Raw genomic sequence first — 17,579 nt, forward strand, 5'->3', positions numbered from 1 at the left:
TTCAGCCAGTATGGAAGAGCAAACGATTTTAGCCGAAAAATATTACACGAGAGAGGTTGATACTGATAAAAAAAGTATTTATTGTCATCATGATTTAATGGGAGAACTGATGATTCCCACTCATAAACATGAAAAAGGCCAAATGCTGTATGCAGAAGGCGGAATAGTTTATGTTACCACCGAGGCTAAAACTTATTTTCTTCCGGCCAGACATTTTATTTGGATTCCTGCTGGAATTGCGCACAGCATTCAACCCAATTCTCAAAGCGTAATGATGCGTAATTTGTATTTTCCGGTGGAAATGAATGAAGATTCCTTTTATGGAACCGAAGGGATTTACCCCATCAATGATTTATTGTTGCAAATGATGCTTTTCACGAATCGATGGAATGGAAATCTAAAAAAAGGAAGTCGTAATTATAGTATCGCCCTTGCTATAAAAGCTATTTTACCCGAAATCTGCTTGACCAATTTGCCTTTATCACTGCCTTTTCCAAAGGATACTCGGCTGATTAAAATTATTGATTACTTAGATAAAAACTTAGGCGACACAATACTTTTTTCTGATTTAGCGGATCGATTCGGATTTAGCGAACGCTCCTTATACCGCTTATTTCAAAAGGATTTAGGAATGTCTTTTATCCAATATTTCACAATTCGAAGAATTTTAAAAGCGATTGAATTATTGCTTGAAAAAAAACTTTCGGTAAATGAAGTGGCGCAAGCAGTTGGTTATAATAGCGTACCTACCTTTAGTAATACCTTTTTCAAAACTTTAGGGCAACGACCTTCGGATTATTTAAACGGAGTGGAGATTTTAAAAAAGAACAATTATAGTTAGTAGTAATTTTTTTTTCATTTTATTTTGTCTGAAATGAATAAATATATGACTTTTGTTGATTTTACCACATGAAATAGAGTAGATACCTTTGTGGTAAATACTTTTATATTATGTTTCTCATAAACTGGGTTTCTTCAAACCAATCGAGAATTAATTTGCTTCAAGTTCTCTTATTAGCATTCCTTTTTTTTCAAGTTCCAATAGGAGCACATGCGCAGCAACCAAAAGTCCTTACTTTGAATGAAGCAATCCAAATTGCAAAAGTTAATAATAGGACAATACAAAAATCCCATATTTTAAAGAAAATTTCGGAAACTGGAATTAAGGAGGCCAAAAATCTTCGTTTACCAGAAATTGGTTTTAATGCCATGTATTCAAGATTGTCTGATGTGACTTTGTGGGAAGGTGGTGGTTTTACTAAACAAATAGTGGTCGCTCCAGAACCTGGAAATACAATTTATGATGCGGTTACAAAGTTTGATATGCCACTTTATGAAGGAGGTAAAATTAAAAATGAAATCAAAAAATCACACCAAGAAAATGAAATTGCTGAACTACATGTGGAGAAAACAGAGAACGATGTTCAATTAGAGGTTACAGCTACTTTTTTGGGAATTTACAAAATGATGGAGCTCCAAAAAATAATTGAGGAAAGTATTAAGGAAGAAGAAGAACGATTGAAGGAAGTGAAAGCATTTAAAAGTCACGGAATCGTTACCAAAAATGAAGTACTTCGTGCTGAATTACAACTTTCTGATCGCGAGTTAAGTTCTTTGACCAATAAAAAAAATATCAGAATTGCTCTTCAGGATTTAAAGACACTATTGCAGTTGCCCGAAGAGGAGGACATTAGAATTGATTCAACAAGCTTGATCGATATGATACCTGTCATGAAACAGTATGATTTTTATTTTAAGGAAACGATGCAAAACGAAGAAATGCGTATTGCAAGCAGAGAAATTGATGTCAAAAAAACAGAGTTGAAAATGGTAAAAGCAAATGCTTTGCCCAGGCTAGCCTTCTTTGGAAATTATAATTTACGCTATCCGATGTATTTGACTTTTAGTCTAGATATGCCATTTATGTACACAATTGGGCAGGTAGGGATTGAGGCTTCTTATGATATTTCAAATTTATATAAGAATAGAGCCAAAGTACAACTTGCTAATTTGAAAGTGGAATTGCAAAAAAATGAATCTGAGATAGTGAAAAATGAGATGAACGATAAAGTCTTTCGAAATCACACACAGTATCAGGAAATACTAGATAAACTGAAAGTTACTGATAAAGCTTTGGTTTTAGCCCAAGAGAATTATCGTATTGTAAAAGCAAAATATCTCAATCAGTTGGTTTTAATTACCGAAATGGTCGATGCTGATAATGCATTGCTTCAAGCAAAATTCAACAAAATTTCTATGAAAATAGATGGTGCTATGAAACAATATGAATTGCTTCATACCGCTGGAATACTTAATAAATAACAATCAAAGTTTACAATAATTTTAGTTTCATTTCTATATGATAATAGCAGAAAATAAGTCAAGAGCCCATAAATCGTTTAGCAAATTAATCACTGTTGTTGCCAGTATTCTGGTTTTCAGCGGAATTATTTTGGGTATTTGGTTCTATATTTTTAATAAAAACCATGAGGAAACTAATGACGCTCAGGTTGATCAGTATGTGACGCCTATTATGGCAAGAATAACAGGTTATGTTCAGGAAGTCCGTTATGATGAAAATCAATTTGTTCATAAAGGCGATACTTTGGTTGTAATCGATAACAAGGAATATACATCGCATTTGAATATGGCTTTGGCGGATGTTGAAAATGCAAAAAGTAACGTTATCGCTATAGAAAAAAATGTGGAGACAACTGCTAATACGACTTCCGTTAGGCAATCTCAATTGTTGGCTGCGAAGACCCAAGTTTGGAAAACAAAATTGGAATACAATCGATATCAATCTTTATTAAAAGAAGATGCCGCAACAGAACAGCAAGTAGAAAAGGTTAAAGCGGATTATGAATTGGCCAAAGCGCATTATGAAGAAATAGCAAACACCATTCAGTCGGCGGTATTAAATACCTCAGAAGCTTCGGCTAAAATACCAACTGCTCAAACCGTAATTCAGTCAAAACAAGCCGTTGCTGACAACGCTGGTTTGTTTCTTTCTTTTACAGTAATTACAGCTCCTTATGATGGTTGGGTTGGGAAAAAAATGATTCAGCCGGGACAAATGATAAAGGAAGGACAGACTTTGGTTTCTATAGTTAGCAAGGAAAAATGGATTACGGCTAATTTTAAGGAAACGCAGTTGCAATATTTATCTGTTGGACAGGAAGTTGAAATGAGTGCCGATGCCGTAAATGGTAGAAAATTTATCGGAATCATCGAGTCTTTATCACCAGCAAGTGGAGCTCGTTTCTCGTTATTGCCGCCCGATAATGCAACAGGTAACTTTATTAAAATTGAACAAAGAATTCCGGTTAGAATAAAATTGAAAGAAAATGATCAACAAACTGATTTTCTTAGAGCAGGAATGAATATGGTGGTTGTAGCTGAACATAAATAATCAGATGTCAAATACAAAGTTCTTTAAATCTTGGGTTCCCAATTGGGCCATAATCGCTATTATATTTTTCTGTCTGTTGCATTCGATGGTTTTGTTGGGAGTTTATACTTCCAATGTGACGTACGCTGCCAGTTTTTTAGATGTGGAGCCAGAAGATTTGCAGTTTTCAATGATTGTTACATACGCTACTTTTTTGACCACTATTTTGGTCGAAAGCAGATTGTTTAAGTTTTTCCCGACCAAAAAATATTTCCTGACAATTTACGGCCTGTCTGCAATAACATTCATATTAACGGCTTATATCGAAAATTTTTCGTTATTTATTATTTTGAGAATAGCCGAAGGAATATTGATGGCATTGCCTTGTGTAGCCTTAAGACAATTTCTGATTTCAAGATTCAAGTCAAAACATGCATTAATTATTGGTTTTACCCTTAATTATAGCGCTTTGTTTCTGGCGACACCTTTTATAATGAATATTGCAGTTTGGCTTCTTGAAAATTACGATTGGAAATACATGGCGTATGGTTCGGCATTGTTTCAAATCGTCTGTGTGGGCTTGGTTATGCTTACATTTGAGAGTCATCGTTTTCACAGAAAAATCCCGTTATATCAGATAGATTGGTCAAGTTTTATTTTTTTGCTCACTTCCCTTTTGTCTGGAGCTTATTTCTTTGTTTATGGCGAAAAAAAGTATTGGTTTGAATCCCATCAAATTATAATCGCACTTATAGTTTCGTTACTAACTGGTGGGCTTTTTGTGCTGAGGCAAATGCTGATCAAACGACCTACTTTTGATATGGGAGTATTTCGCTATGCCAATTTACGCAACGGATTATTCATATCTGTTTTTTTTTATATCGCCAGAGCGACTCTGAATATTTGCCATAGCACGATGTTCACCGTTTGGAATTGGGAGCCTTCGAGAGTGGCGCATGTGCAATATTTAAATTTAATTGGTAATGTAATAGGGATGGTTTTGGCGGGAGTATTTCTGGCAAAATCAGTGTCCTCAAAGTATATGTTTATTATCGGATTTTCACTTTTTGCAGTTTTTCATCTGTGGTTTACCTTTCTTTTTGTGCCAGATGTTTCTTTGTCTGATATTGCTATTCCGTATATGTTGCAAGGAGTTGCGGTTGGAATTATATTTGTACCATTAGTCTTGTTTACAGTAGCTGCTGTACCTACTCATTATGGACCATTTGCAGGAATTGTTGGAGTTGCAGGACGTTTTTGGGGAAGTATTTTAGGTTTTGCTATTATTCAAAATGCTGGAGTGTTTTTACAAAGAAATCATTATTCGAAATTGAGTCAATTTGTTTTGCCTGAAAGTCCAGAAACCCAAATGCGTGTAGCGCAAATCACCCAAAGTTTTATTGCCAAAGGATATTCTTCTGATAACGCTAATAAATTAGCAATTAAGCAAATTGTGAGTTCTATATCCAAACAATCGGTTTTATTGTCAAATATGGAAATTTTTACTTTTATGGGTTACGCCATGCTTGTTATCGTTGCTTTATTGTTGATCAATCAGCATCTGAAACAAACCTTTGATATTTTTAGAAATAGGATTTGGGGGAATTAGAACAATATTTATTTGTAGTATTGCTGCTATTTTGGTTTTCAAAAAATATTTTCTTGTAAAGATTATAACAATGTGCAATAAATAAAAAAGACTCGAAATTTGAAGTTTTTTAGATTTTAATCTGTAAAACTCTCCAAATTTCGAATCATATTTTGCTATTTAAAGCTGCATAAAATCTTCGCTTTTTGGGAAATGACTAATCGCTTGAACAGCAATTTCTGGAGTTGGATCGGCTATTTTGCGTAATTTGGTGTCCATCCAAGCACCATCTACGGTTATTACTGCACATAGTTTATTTTCTTCATTCAGGAACTCATGCACAATAGACCATCGGGAAGCGTCGGGTTTCATTTTAGAAACTTTTGTTTGCATTACAATCTTGTCAGAAAGTTTAATTTCTTTTCTAAAAATACATTCTTCTCTAAATAAAATAGGACCAAAATGATTTTGTTGTAATATTTTCATCGTCAATCCTAGACTTTCCAAAATTTCAATACGATGTTGTGCTCCAAAATCATAATAAGCACTGTGACGAACATGAAAATTAGGGTCTAAATCGGACCAACGCAAGGATAATTGTTTACTAAATGATGTCATTGTTTTTTATTTAATTGCTGTTATTTGATATTTTAAAAAAAATACAAAAGTAAAATTAGCTATTAAAAATTTAAATTATGTATAAATTAAACTGGAATTTTTTCGATTATCATGGGAGCATCTAAAATATCAAAATAGGTACAAGTCATTTCAAGAAGGGCAACGCGCGATTTTGCAATACCACATTGTGCCGCTTGTTCGCAAAAAGTATAATAATCGGTTTGGCCGTCTTGATGTAATACTAAAAATTCTATAAAGCGTTCCTTATTTACATTTGGTGCAATCTTTAATGTCGGATATTTTTCGGTAGTACTCACAGAAAAATTATCAACACCATAATATGATACTCGACCGTCATTTATAAAAGTGTCATATCCTTGTACTCCCATTTGTATTACTTCTTTTATGTAATTTGAAAAATCAGCAGCTGTTTGTACTTTATCATGTGCTTCTTTAATTTGTTCTAGTGTAAACATACTTTTTGTTTCTAAAGGATTTATTGTAAAGAATTACAAAAGTATTGGTTTTATTTAACAACAAGTATCTAATAAATACTAATTTCTGGACTTGCAATATAAACGGAATGTTTAATAATTATGATATGCCATTTGCATAATTACTCCTATTATTATAAAAAGTACTATTATTAAAAGGAATATTAATGAGGAGGATCGAGGAGATTTTATAATGGCAATGTTATCTTTGTAGAAATCCATAACGACACCATTTGCACCATAACCTAGAATTATTTTACAAGGTACTTTGCGATCTTCTTCCATTATAGTAAAAAGGTGCGTTGCGCCAGTGATTGATTTCTTTTCGGAAACGGTTTCTCCATTCAATCGTATGGTTTCTCGCCCTAAATAAGAATTAAAAATTTCTATTTTATTAGTTCCTAACTGTATTGTTGAAAATTTCATATCTTTTTTTTTCAAACATAGGAATTTAATTATAAAAAAAGCCAATCCATTTCTAATTTGATTAGTTAAATAGAGATTGATTGTGGTGCCTATTTAAGGATAGAGTTCCGCTACAACTATTAAATTCCACCTCTGTCAGTCAGTCTAAAATGTCATATTGTCATATTTATTATTATTAATTTTAACATAAACTGACAATTTATAAGTGTCATTTGTATTGGCACAAAGATTGACTTAAAGACTCCGAGTGAATAAAACTAATATACAATAAAATTAAATATATTAAAAATGGGTAAAATAATCGGAATTGATTTAGGTACGACAAACTCTTGTGTTTCTGTAATGGAAGGTAATGAAGCAGTTGTTATTCCTAATGCAGAAGGAAAAAGAACAACACCATCTATCATCGCTTTTGTTGAAGGTGGAGAAATTAAAGTAGGAGATCCTGCTAAGAGACAAGCGGTAACTAATCCAACTAAGACTATTGCTTCTATCAAACGTTTTATGGGTCATTCTTTTAGCGAAGTTTCTGCTGAAGCAAAAAGAGTTTCTTACAAATTAGTAAAAGGAGACAACAATACACCACGTGTTGATATTGATGGTCGTCTTTATACTGCACAAGAATTGTCAGCAATGACACTTCAAAAAATGAAAAAAACTGCTGAAGACTATTTAGGTCAAACAGTTACTGAAGCAGTTATTACTGTTCCTGCTTACTTTAATGATGCACAACGTCAAGCGACTAAAGAAGCTGGTGAAATTGCAGGTCTTAAAGTAATGCGTATCATCAACGAGCCTACTGCTGCGGCATTAGCTTACGGATTAGATAAAAAAGGAAAAGATCAAAAAATTGCTGTTTACGATTTAGGTGGAGGTACATTTGATATTTCTGTTCTTGAATTAGGAGACGGAGTTTTTGAAGTATTGTCTACAAACGGAGATACTCACTTAGGTGGAGATGATTTTGACCACGAAATTATTGACTGGTTAGCGAATGACTTCTTGAAAGAAGAAGGTATTGACTTACGTCTTGATCCAATGTCATTACAACGTTTGAAAGAAGCTGCTGAGAAAGCTAAAATTGAATTGTCATCTTCTGCTGAAACTGAAATCAACTTACCTTACGTAACTGCTACAGCTTCAGGACCAAAACACTTAGTTAAAAAATTAACTAGATCTCAATTTGAAAAATTAACAGATGCTTTAGTAAAACGTTCTATGGAACCAGTTGCTAAATCATTGAAGGATGCAGGTTTAACTGTAGCTGATATTGACGAAGTTATTCTTGTTGGAGGTTCTACTCGTATGCCAAGAATCGCTGAAGAAGTGGAAAAATTCTTTGGTAAAAAAGCGTCTAAAGGAGTTAACCCTGATGAAGTTGTTGCTATTGGAGCAGCTATTCAAGGTGGAGTTCTTTCTGGAGATGTAAAAGATGTATTGTTACTTGACGTTACACCTTTATCTTTAGGTATCGAAACTATGGGTGGAGTTATGACTACATTAATTGAGTCTAATACTACTATTCCAACTAAAAAATCTCAAGTTTTCTCTACTGCTGCAGATTCTCAACCAACAGTTGAATTGCACGTTCTTCAAGGAGCTAGAGCAATGGCTGCTGATAACAAAACGATTGGTCGTTTTAACTTAGACGGTATTCCACCAGCACCAAGAGGAGTTCCTCAAATTGAAGTAACTTTTGATATTGATGCTAATGGTATCATCAAAGTTTCTGCAACTGATAAAGGAACTGGTAAATCTCATGATATTCGTATCGAAGCTTCTTCTGGATTAACTTCTGAAGAAATCGAAAGAATGAAACAAGATGCTGAAGCTAACGCTGAGTCTGACAAAATCGCAAGATCTAGAGCAGAAAAATTGAACGAAGCTGATGGAATGATCTTCCAAACTGAAACTCAATTAAAAGAACTTGGTTCTAAATTAGCTGATGATCATAAAGTTGCTGTAGAATATGCATTAACTGAATTGAGAATGGCTCACCAATCTCAAGATATTGATGCAATCCAAACAGCTTTAGATAATATCAATGCAGCTTGGAAAACAGCTACTGAGGCAATGTATGCTAAAGGAGAACAAGGTCAACAAGAAGCTGCTCCACAAGGAGAAGCAACTCAAGGAGACAATGTTGAAGACGTTGAATTCGAAGAAGTAAAATAATAAATTATTGTAAAGACTCGATGTGTTTATCGAGTCTTTGCTTTTTTTATAAAAGAAAACCGTTCACTTTAAGTGAACGGTTTTTTTTTGCATTTTTTTAAACTTCTTCTTTTCTTTTAAACATTTTGTTAATCACTAAGGTATGAGGAAATGTTATTGCTGCTAAAAAAGAAAAAAACAAAGCATTGAATAATTCTTCTTCTTGATACCGATAGTAAATTAGAGCAATTCCTATTATTGATATTAACCAATATACTCCAGCAGATTTGCAGTAATTAAAAAAGTTTGGAAAGGTAAAGGATTTATTCAAAAACTTAATTTGATCTATTATGGAAGGTATGCTGTGCCAGAGAACGAAGTATATGGCAAATCCCCAAATTAAGCTAGAAGACTTAAATAAAATTGCGAATACAAATAAAAAAAATAATTCTAAGATTATTTTTTTTCTAATCTTTTCTATTTTCCAGCAAAAGTAACTACTTATTATAAGGAATGAGACAATCGAAGCTTGAAGAGTGTATAATAGTAATTCTTTTGGAATAATGAAATGAGTGATTGTTTTGATGATATCTTTTACTTGATCACTGTGAAAATTAAAAAGCAAGAGTAATACAATCATACCATATAAAGATTGATATACAACAACTAATGTTTTAGGAAAAAGAGAATTCAATTTTTGCCATTGTTGTTCTCCAAAATGATTCGCGCTGACTATTATAAAAAGTAAAAGAGCAAACTGCGGAATAATGTAAAAAAGTAATATTCCAGCTAAAACAATTATTACATAATATGTAAAGATTTTTAGCCAAGAATTAGATTTATTTTTTGCAATTATATTCTTAATTAGTAATAAATCATTGGCTCCGTGAAGTATTCCGAATGAAAATATGAATAAAAAACCCATAAATATCTGATTTATAGTAGATAAAAAGGAATCCATCCATAAAGCAAAAAAGCTTGCTACGATTGCAATGTTGGTATAATTTTTCATTGGTATTAATTATTGTTTAAAAATAGTTAAAAATAGTTAAACAAAAAGATAAATTATTGTTTAACTTTTATTAACTTTGAGTAAACAAAAACCATTTAAATTTTTACTTATGACAAACTTTATGTTTATTTCAGCATTGGTTGGTAAGTTATCACCAACAGATTATGTAGGTTTTACGTTCTTTGTAGGCTGTATGGCTATGATGGCTGCATCAGCATTTTTCTTTCTATCTTTAAGTCAGTTCGACAGAAAATGGCGTACCTCCGTTTTAGTTTCGGGACTGATTACTTTTATCGCAGCAGTGCATTACTTTTACATGCGAGATTATTGGGCTTCTTTTGGGGAATCGCCTACTTTCTTTCGCTACGTTGATTGGGTATTAACAGTGCCGTTAATGTGTTTAGAATTTTACCTTATCTTAAAAGTAGCAGGAGCAAAACAATCCTTGTTATGGAAAATGATTATTTACTCAATTGTAATGTTAGTTACAGGTTACTTTGGTGAAGTAGTTTTTACTGATAGTGCAGCACTTTGGGGCTTTATTTCGGGTCTTGCTTATTTTGCTATAGTATATGAAATTTGGTTGGGAGAAGCATCAAAACTAGCTGCATCAGCTGGAGGAGAAATTCAAAAAGCACACAAAATCTTATGTTGGTTTGTTCTAGTAGGTTGGTCTATTTATCCTTTAGGATATATGATGGGGACAACAGGATGGTACAACGGATTTATACCAGCAGGAAATATTGATGTAGTATATAACATTGCAGATGCCATTAATAAAATTGGATTTGGTTTAGTTATTTACAGTTTAGCAGTTAAGTACCAAAAAGATTAATTTTTTTGTTTGTTTATATTTAATTGTAAAACCAGGCTATTTATAGTCTGGTTTTTTTTATTTCAACTTTTTAATAATTATCATACTATTCTTCTTAATTTTGTTGAAAATTCTTAGCTCCCATATAATGTATAAAATTAGCGTATTGCTTATTCTTTGTCTTTCATTTAATATCAATTATAGTCAAAAAAAGAAAAGCTCCAAAAAAATTACTGGTGTAACTTTAGCAAAAATTGATAATATTAGAGCGGAAGTATCTAATAATAATTTTTATCTGCTGATTGTTAATAAAGAGGTGAGTAACGATACCATTCAATTGAAAAAGATTCAAGATCCTAAATTGCTTTTAGAATGCAAAATTACTCCATTCACCGCAAAAGGAATTAAATTGTATAATTTAAGTTGGCTTGAAAGTAGTTCAATAATTAGTCCTTCAAAAACGGAAGAGTCTTCTTCTATTTACAATGAAATATTTGATGTACTTTCAAAAGAGATTTTAATTTCCAATGTTCAGTCTGTTGTTAAAATTAAAGAAACAAATTTTGTAGATAAAGATCAGAGTGCTACTCAAACGATTCAAAAAGTACGAAATGCAGGATTTATGCTGAATGTTACTAATGAAGGAGATATAATTTTAAAAAACAAAACGCAGGAAAACAAATTGACGTATAACTTAACAGATAAAAAGTTTGAAAATGTTTCTAATGTGATACCTAAAAAGAAAAAAAAATAACGTTGCTGTTTTTTAATCTTAATTAAAAAATAGTAATATTTTATTCTTATTTATAAAATATAAACCCGACTTATTGTTATAATAAGTCGGGTTTTATTTTACATTTTATTTTATAAAAAAGTATTTATTGAGACTGAATAATCCTATTTAGGATTTAAAGCTTCTCCAATTCTTGCTATTAAATCTTGCACATGGTATTTACTCACAGTATCAGTCATCCTGATCGTAGCCATTTTTAAATCATTTTTTAAAGTGTTCAATTGACCTCTAGCTATTGAAGGAAGATCGGTTTGTGCTAAGTTTACTTTTCGGGTATTAAAACCATAAGTTACACCTACAGGAACAGATCTTACTGTTGCTGAACCAGGTTTAAGTAATTCGATAAGTTTATCTACATAGATTTTTTGAATATTTCTTCTGTAAATATCTATACTGCTGGAGCCTTTTAACTCAGAGAAAATTCCTTTATTTAAATCAGTCATCAGTTCGTCTACAGCGTAATTTTCTTTGCTAGCACTAGAAGTTTCCATTAATCGAACCATTCTATCTCCCGCTAATAAACTACTTAATGTTGCGTCCTGCATCGATTTAATGGCTTCAACACCACTATCAGGATTTATTTTAGATAGAATATCTTGATTTAACAACCATTTTGGAGTCGTAAATAATTGTGTATTTAAGAAAGCTACAGCATCTTTCTGAATACTTTTTGGAACAACTGTAAACTGATTTCCAGTCATATCGTATGTTTTTGGAGAGTCATATATTCCACCAACATTTTTTGTAACATGTCCCATATACCTTCTAAACTGTCCGGTAAGTGCGCCATAAAGCTCATCTAGTTCACTATAGCTTTCTCCTTTTTCGCTGGACCATTCTATAAGGTTTGGTAAAATTCTTTTTAGGTTTTTAATTCCATATTCCGAAGCTCTCATTGCGTTATCACCAATATCCTCTGTTTGGTACCTTGGATCGTAAGGACTAGATTCAGTTCCAAACCACAAACGATTATTTTTGTAGGCTTCTTTAGTCATTTCGTTTAAAATGGTTTTTTCTTCTTTCTCAGATTTCGCTTCTTCAAAATAAGAGTAACCCCATTTTATTGCCCATTTGTCATAATCTCCAATTTTTGGAAAGAAATCAGTTACCCCATCTTCTGGTTGCGCCACATAATTAAAACGAGCATAATCCATGATAGAAGAAGTATGACCATTTTTTGCAACAAAATCTTTGTCTCTTAATTTTTCTACAGGAGTTGCAGAACTAGCTCCCATATTATGACGAAGACCTAATGTATGTCCCACTTCGTGAGAAGACACAAAACGAATTAATTCTCCCATTAGCTTATCATCAAATCTCTTTGCTCTTGCTTCTGGATTTGCAGCGGCAGTTTGAATTAAATACCAATTTCTTAAAAGGCTCATGATATTATGATACCAACCAATGTGACTTTCTAAAATTTCTCCACTTCTTGGATCATGCACATTGGGGCCGTATGCATTTTGAATTTCTGCAGCAAAATATCTAAGTACACTAAAACGAGCATCTTCTAGACTCATCGTCGGATCATTTTCTGGCCAATATTCTCCACGAATGGCGTTTTTCCAACCCGCAGCTTCAAAAGCAACTTGCCAATCATCAATTCCTTGTTTGATGTATTTTTTCCATTTTTCTGGAGTCGCTGGGTCAATATAATAAACGATTGGTTTTAGAGGTTCGATTAGTTCTCCATTTTTTTGTTTTTGAGCATCCTCAGCAGATTTTGGTTCTAAACGCCATCTTACCGCAAATACTTTTGTGTCAGATTTATGAGAATCCTCTTCAAAAACGCCAAATTGGTTTGCAAAATAACCCACGCGAGCATCAAATTCTCTTTTTCGCATCGGTGTTTTTGGTAATAAAATCATAGAAGTATTCATTTCTACTGTAATCACACCAGCGTCTAATGCAGAAGGTAAATTTACTCCAATTTGTGGTGTTGGTGTAGGACTGATTTTTGGAGGTGTGGTAGTAAATGTTTTTACACTTCTTATTTCGGTGTTTATAGGATAACTACTGACTTTTGAGATAAAAGAGCGGTCTTTTTGAAAAGCTTGTATATTTAATAATTGTTTTTTAATCGGATCTAGTGAAAATGTTTGAACATCGGCATCAAAAGTAGGTGTCAAATCGATTACATATCCTATAATTTTTCCATCATTATCTTTTTTATAGGCCAAGACATCATAGTTTCCTATAATAGGATCTGAAGTAGAATTTTTGACTGCTTGTGCCAATGGTTTGTCTTCGTCTGGAGACATTATAACATAAGTAATAGATCGCAAAAGAAGGTTGTTATTCAATCCCTTTTCCCAACGAACAACTTGTCGGTTAATTTCTTCTCCACCAAAAATACCTCCACCAGCTGGGGTTTTAGAATAACGGGTGATGGTCATTATTTCACTTCCTAAAAGAGAATCCGAAATTTCATAAAGATATTTTTGGTCAATTTTATGAACAGTAATTAGTCCGTTTTGGGTAACTGCTGTCGAATCAATTACTTTTCGATAAGGTTTTGGTTCTTTTTTTAAATCACTGGATTTTGCATCCACTTTTGCCATAGCATTTTTAGCTGCTTTTTTATCCTTTCTACTTTGAGCAATTGTTCCTTGGGCCGAAAAAATAAACAGACTAACAATAAGTAAGGTTAAATTCTTTTTAATCATTTAGTTAATAGTATGTTGGTTAATAAATAGTAGGAATAGTAAATAATAAGAATTTTTTATTTTTTACCATCAATTTTCAAATCTATTGATATATTTTCAAAATTTAGCACTATGAAATTTAATTTTAGAGAATTAACATTTGTTGATGTTCTTTGAATTATAATTAATTATATGATTTATCTCATGAAATAGGATCATAATTGTCGTTATTTTTGTTTTAAAATTGGTGATTTAATAACATGATATTCGTTTTAAAAGCCCAAAAGGAATATGAAGCGGAGGTTTTAAAAAAGTTTTTGTAATATTACTACATAAACGATTTTGCATGAGAAAAATAAAATATAAAAAAGGCCGAAAGCTGCAACCGTATAATCTTGAATATACTGGAATTCATAAAAAAAATGAATCAGAAATGCAATTATTTGTATATGACGATCTAGATTTAGCCGAATATGAAGATTTTGAAGTGTCTGATCTGTCTAAATACATTAACAATCAAAAAAGCAATTGGCTCAATATTCATGGTTTAAATGATATTGAAGTCGTAAAAGAGATTGGTGCTTATTTTAATTTAGATAATTTTATGCTTACTGATATTTTAAATACCAGTAGAAGAACTAAATTAGAGGAACAGCCTGATGTTTTATTTTTTAATATAAAATCACTTTTGCCCGCCGGAAATTCAGATAATATAAGTGTTGAGCAAATTAGTTTTTTAATAAAAGATGGTGTTCTAATCTCTTTTCAAGAAAAACGTTCAGACTTTTTTACACACATTCGGGAACGCATTCGAACCCATTCGGGATTAGTACGTACTAAAAAAGTAGATTATTTATTATTCATTCTTTTAGATACCATCATGGAAAATTTCTACATCACTATCGAAAATGAAGAAGATAAAGTAGAAGAATTGATCAATCTTTCTAAGAAAAGTATTGATCCTTTGACATTAGAACATATAGAAAAACACAGAGATAATTTTAATTTTTTAAAACGTTCTATAATACCGCTGAGGGATTCTTTGTATGAAATCAAAAGTATGAAAGATGACAATGTTTTTGAAGGCATAGCATTTGAGAGTTTTAGTTTTTTTTCCCGTTTGCATCAAAAAAGTTTTGAACTTTTAGAACAAATAGAAGCAGATATGGGATCATTAGAAAGTGCTTCCAATTTTTATTTTGCCGCTCAAACGCATAAAATGAATGAGATTATGAAAACGCTAACCATAGTCTCTGCCATATTTATTCCATTAACATTTATTGTTGGTGTTTATGGTATGAATTTTAAGTTTATGCCAGAATTAGAATACCGCAATGGATACTATATTATCATTGGAGTAATGGTATTTATCGGAATAGCAATGATTTTTTATTTTAAAAAAAGAAAATGGTTTTAATTCCAGACATGATATAAATTATAATAAATAGAATTTTAGAAAATAAATTTAGTACGAATAAAAAATAGTATAATGAACAAAGCCATATATATTGCAACGAGTGAACACAATAGCGGAAAATCTATTATTACTCTTGGATTGATGAGTATGCTTATTGGAAAAACTGCTAAAGTTGGTTACTTCAGACCCATAATAGAAGATTTTGAGGATGGAAAATTAGACAATCATATCGAAACTGTTATTTCTCATTTCGGTTTAGATATTGATTTTGAAGATGCTTTCGCAATTACCAAAAGTAAGCTGATTAAAAAAAAGAATAAAGGAAAAATAGGAGAGGTTTTAGATCTTATTATTGATAAATACAAACGTTTAGAAGAACAGTTTGATTTTGTTTTGGTAGAAGGAACAAGTTTTAGTGGTGAAGGAACAGTCATAGAGTTAGATATGAATGTCCTTATTGCCAAGAATTTAGGAATTCCAACCATAATTGTGGGTTCTGGAGTAGGAAAAACGCTAGATGAATTAATTGATAGTCTGTATTTGGCTTACGATTCCTTTAAAGTTAAGGATGTTGAAGTCTTGGCTGTCATTGCCAATAAAGTGCAGCCCGAGAATATTAAATTAGTAACAGATGGTTTAAAATCTAACTTACCTAAAGAAGTTTTAGTCGACGCCATTCCTATAATATCTAGTTTACACAATCCTACGATCAAAGAAATTGTAGAAGTTTTGGGTGCTAAAGTATTGTTTGGTGCAGATTCCTTGAATAATGAAGTTGGTAATTTTAGCGTAGGTGCTATGCAATTGCGCAATTATTTATTACACCTAAAAGAAAACGCCTTAGTAATTACTCCGGGAGATAGAGCCGATATTATATTGGGTGCTTTACAAGCAAATGAGTCCGCAAATTACCCCACTATTTCAGGAATTGTTTTAACCGGTAATATTCTGCCAGAAGATAGTATCATCAAATTAATTGAAGGATTGACAACTATTGTTCCTATAATTACCGTAGAAGGAGGAACCTACGGAATAACAAACCAATTAGGAAACATAAAATCAAAGATTTATGCCGATAATAAACACAAAATTGAGGCTTCTATAACCACTTTTGAAAAATATGTTGATTTAGATGGTTTATCAAAAAAATTAAGTTCTTTTGAAGCAGATGGTATGACTCCAAAAATGTTTCAATACAATCTTGTAAAAAGAGCAAAACAACACCGAAAACATATTGTTTTACCAGAAGGAAGTGACGAAAGGATAATTATTGCAACTTCTCGATTATTAGCGATGGATGTGGTTGATATATCTATCATTGGAAACAAAAAACAGATAGAAAGTAAAGTAGCCGAATTAGGAATTGCATTTGATTTTTCTAAAGTCAACATTATAAATCCAATCGAGTCTGAAAAATATGAGGATTATGTAAATACCTATTATGAGTTAAGAAAAAATAAAAACGTTTCTATGGCTATGGCCAAAGATTTAATGGAAGATGTCTCTTACTTTGGAACAATGATGGTGTATAAAGGAGATGCAGACGGAATGGTTTCTGGCGCAGCTCACACAACGCAACATACTATTTTACCCGCTTTACAATTCATAAAAACCAAACCGGATACCTGCATTGTTTCGTCTATATTTTTCATGTGTTTAGAAGATCGAGTATCTGTTTTTGGTGACTGTGCTATTAATCCAAACCCAACAGCTGAGCAATTAGCAGAAATAGCTATTTCATCAGCAGATTCCAGTTTAGCTTTCGGAATAGAACCTAAAATTGCCATGCTTTCCTATTCTTCTGGTGCTTCAGGAAAAGGGGACGAAGTCGATAAAGTTAGAGCAGCAACTGAAATAGTACGAAAAAAACGTCCTGATTTAAAAATTGAAGGACCAATACAATATGATGCTGCCGTTGATATGGAAGTCGGTAAAAGTAAAATGCCAAATTCAGAAGTAGCAGGACAGGCGAGTGTGCTTATTTTCCCAGATTTAAATACAGGAAATAATACTTATAAAGCGGTGCAAAGAGAAACAGGAGCATTAGCAATTGGACCAATGTTACAAGGTTTGAACAAACCAGTAAACGATTTAAGCAGAGGTTGTACTGTAGATGATATTATAAATACAGTTGTAATTACTGCAATTCAAGCGCAAGGATTGTAAATTTTTATAAAAAAGAAAAAAATCAAGCCACTAAGACTCAAAGTCACTAATAATATTAATT

14 protein-coding genes are annotated in these 17,579 nt (G+C 32.3%); 9 read left to right on the forward strand and 5 right to left on the reverse strand.

Features of this window, described 5'->3' with window-relative positions:
* Positions 1-10 precede the first annotated feature (10 nt).
* The 4 genes from J3S90_RS11235 (at position 11) to J3S90_RS11250 (ending at position 5,000) form a co-directional block, all read left to right on the forward strand.
* Positions 11-841 carry an AraC family transcriptional regulator gene (locus tag J3S90_RS11235; RefSeq protein ID WP_188050394.1) on the forward strand — a complete coding sequence of 277 codons (831 nt, stop codon included), beginning with the start codon at positions 11-13 and terminating at the stop codon, positions 839-841.
* Positions 842-951: 110 nt separating this feature from the next.
* Positions 952-2,322 (forward strand): TolC family protein, encoded by a 1,371-nt coding sequence (locus tag J3S90_RS11240; protein WP_210646268.1) that lies wholly within the window; start codon positions 952-954, stop codon positions 2,320-2,322.
* 37 nt (positions 2,323-2,359) lie between these two features.
* Entirely contained in the window at positions 2,360-3,412 is a 1,053-nt protein-coding gene (locus J3S90_RS11245; RefSeq protein WP_210646269.1) for an HlyD family secretion protein, read from the forward strand.
* A 4-nt stretch (positions 3,413-3,416) separates the two neighbouring features.
* Positions 3,417-5,000: an MFS transporter gene (locus J3S90_RS11250; RefSeq protein WP_210646270.1), complete on the forward strand. Its 1,584-nt coding sequence runs from the start codon at positions 3,417-3,419 to the stop codon at positions 4,998-5,000.
* A 159-nt stretch (positions 5,001-5,159) separates the two neighbouring features.
* Here the strand turns inward: J3S90_RS11250 and J3S90_RS11255 are convergent, their stop codons facing one another.
* The 3 genes from J3S90_RS11255 to J3S90_RS11265 form a co-directional block, all read right to left on the reverse strand.
* A complete protein-coding gene (locus tag J3S90_RS11255) occupies positions 5,160-5,597 on the reverse strand; it encodes an acyl-CoA thioesterase (protein ID WP_210646271.1) in 438 nt (145 codons plus the stop codon).
* Between the two features lie 86 nt (positions 5,598-5,683).
* Entirely contained in the window at positions 5,684-6,073 is a 390-nt protein-coding gene (locus tag J3S90_RS11260) for a DUF1398 domain-containing protein (protein WP_210646272.1), read from the reverse strand.
* A gap of 111 nt (positions 6,074-6,184) precedes the next feature.
* Positions 6,185-6,517, reverse strand: coding sequence for a hypothetical protein (locus J3S90_RS11265; RefSeq protein ID WP_210646273.1), 333 nt, complete (start codon positions 6,515-6,517; stop codon positions 6,185-6,187).
* Positions 6,518-6,805: 288 nt separating this feature from the next.
* Between J3S90_RS11265 and dnaK the strand changes: the two genes are divergently transcribed.
* Positions 6,806-8,692, forward strand: coding sequence for a molecular chaperone DnaK (dnaK, locus tag J3S90_RS11270; RefSeq protein ID WP_188050401.1), 1,887 nt, complete (start codon positions 6,806-6,808; stop codon positions 8,690-8,692).
* Between the two features lie 97 nt (positions 8,693-8,789).
* Here the strand turns inward: dnaK and J3S90_RS11275 are convergent, their stop codons facing one another.
* A complete protein-coding gene (locus tag J3S90_RS11275) occupies positions 8,790-9,683 on the reverse strand; it encodes a Brp/Blh family beta-carotene 15,15'-dioxygenase (protein ID WP_210646274.1) in 894 nt (297 codons plus the stop codon).
* Positions 9,684-9,792: 109 nt separating this feature from the next.
* On the opposite strand from J3S90_RS11275, the gene J3S90_RS11280 reads away from it, so the two are divergent.
* Positions 9,793-10,518 (forward strand): bacteriorhodopsin-like, encoded by a 726-nt coding sequence (locus J3S90_RS11280; protein ID WP_210646275.1) that lies wholly within the window; start codon positions 9,793-9,795, stop codon positions 10,516-10,518.
* A 127-nt stretch (positions 10,519-10,645) separates the two neighbouring features.
* Positions 10,646-11,251 carry a hypothetical protein gene (locus J3S90_RS11285; protein WP_210646276.1) on the forward strand — a complete coding sequence of 202 codons (606 nt, stop codon included), beginning with the start codon at positions 10,646-10,648 and terminating at the stop codon, positions 11,249-11,251.
* Between the two features lie 143 nt (positions 11,252-11,394).
* Here J3S90_RS11285 and J3S90_RS11290 read toward each other — a convergent pair whose 3' ends face one another.
* Positions 11,395-13,956, reverse strand: coding sequence for a zinc-dependent metalloprotease (locus J3S90_RS11290; protein WP_236023939.1), 2,562 nt, complete (start codon positions 13,954-13,956; stop codon positions 11,395-11,397).
* Between the two features lie 325 nt (positions 13,957-14,281).
* Between J3S90_RS11290 and corA the strand changes: the two genes are divergently transcribed.
* Both corA and pta read left to right on the forward strand, forming a co-directional pair.
* Positions 14,282-15,352: a magnesium/cobalt transporter CorA gene (corA, locus tag J3S90_RS11295; RefSeq protein ID WP_210646277.1), complete on the forward strand. Its 1,071-nt coding sequence runs from the start codon at positions 14,282-14,284 to the stop codon at positions 15,350-15,352.
* A 72-nt stretch (positions 15,353-15,424) separates the two neighbouring features.
* A complete protein-coding gene (gene pta, locus J3S90_RS11300; protein WP_210646278.1) occupies positions 15,425-17,518 on the forward strand; it encodes a phosphate acetyltransferase in 2,094 nt (697 codons plus the stop codon).
* Positions 17,519-17,579 lie beyond the last annotated feature (61 nt).

The sequence above is a fragment of the Flavobacterium flabelliforme genome (genome assembly GCF_017948675.1).
In the GTDB taxonomy this organism is placed as follows: Bacteria; Bacteroidota; Bacteroidia; order Flavobacteriales; family Flavobacteriaceae; genus Flavobacterium; species Flavobacterium pygoscelis.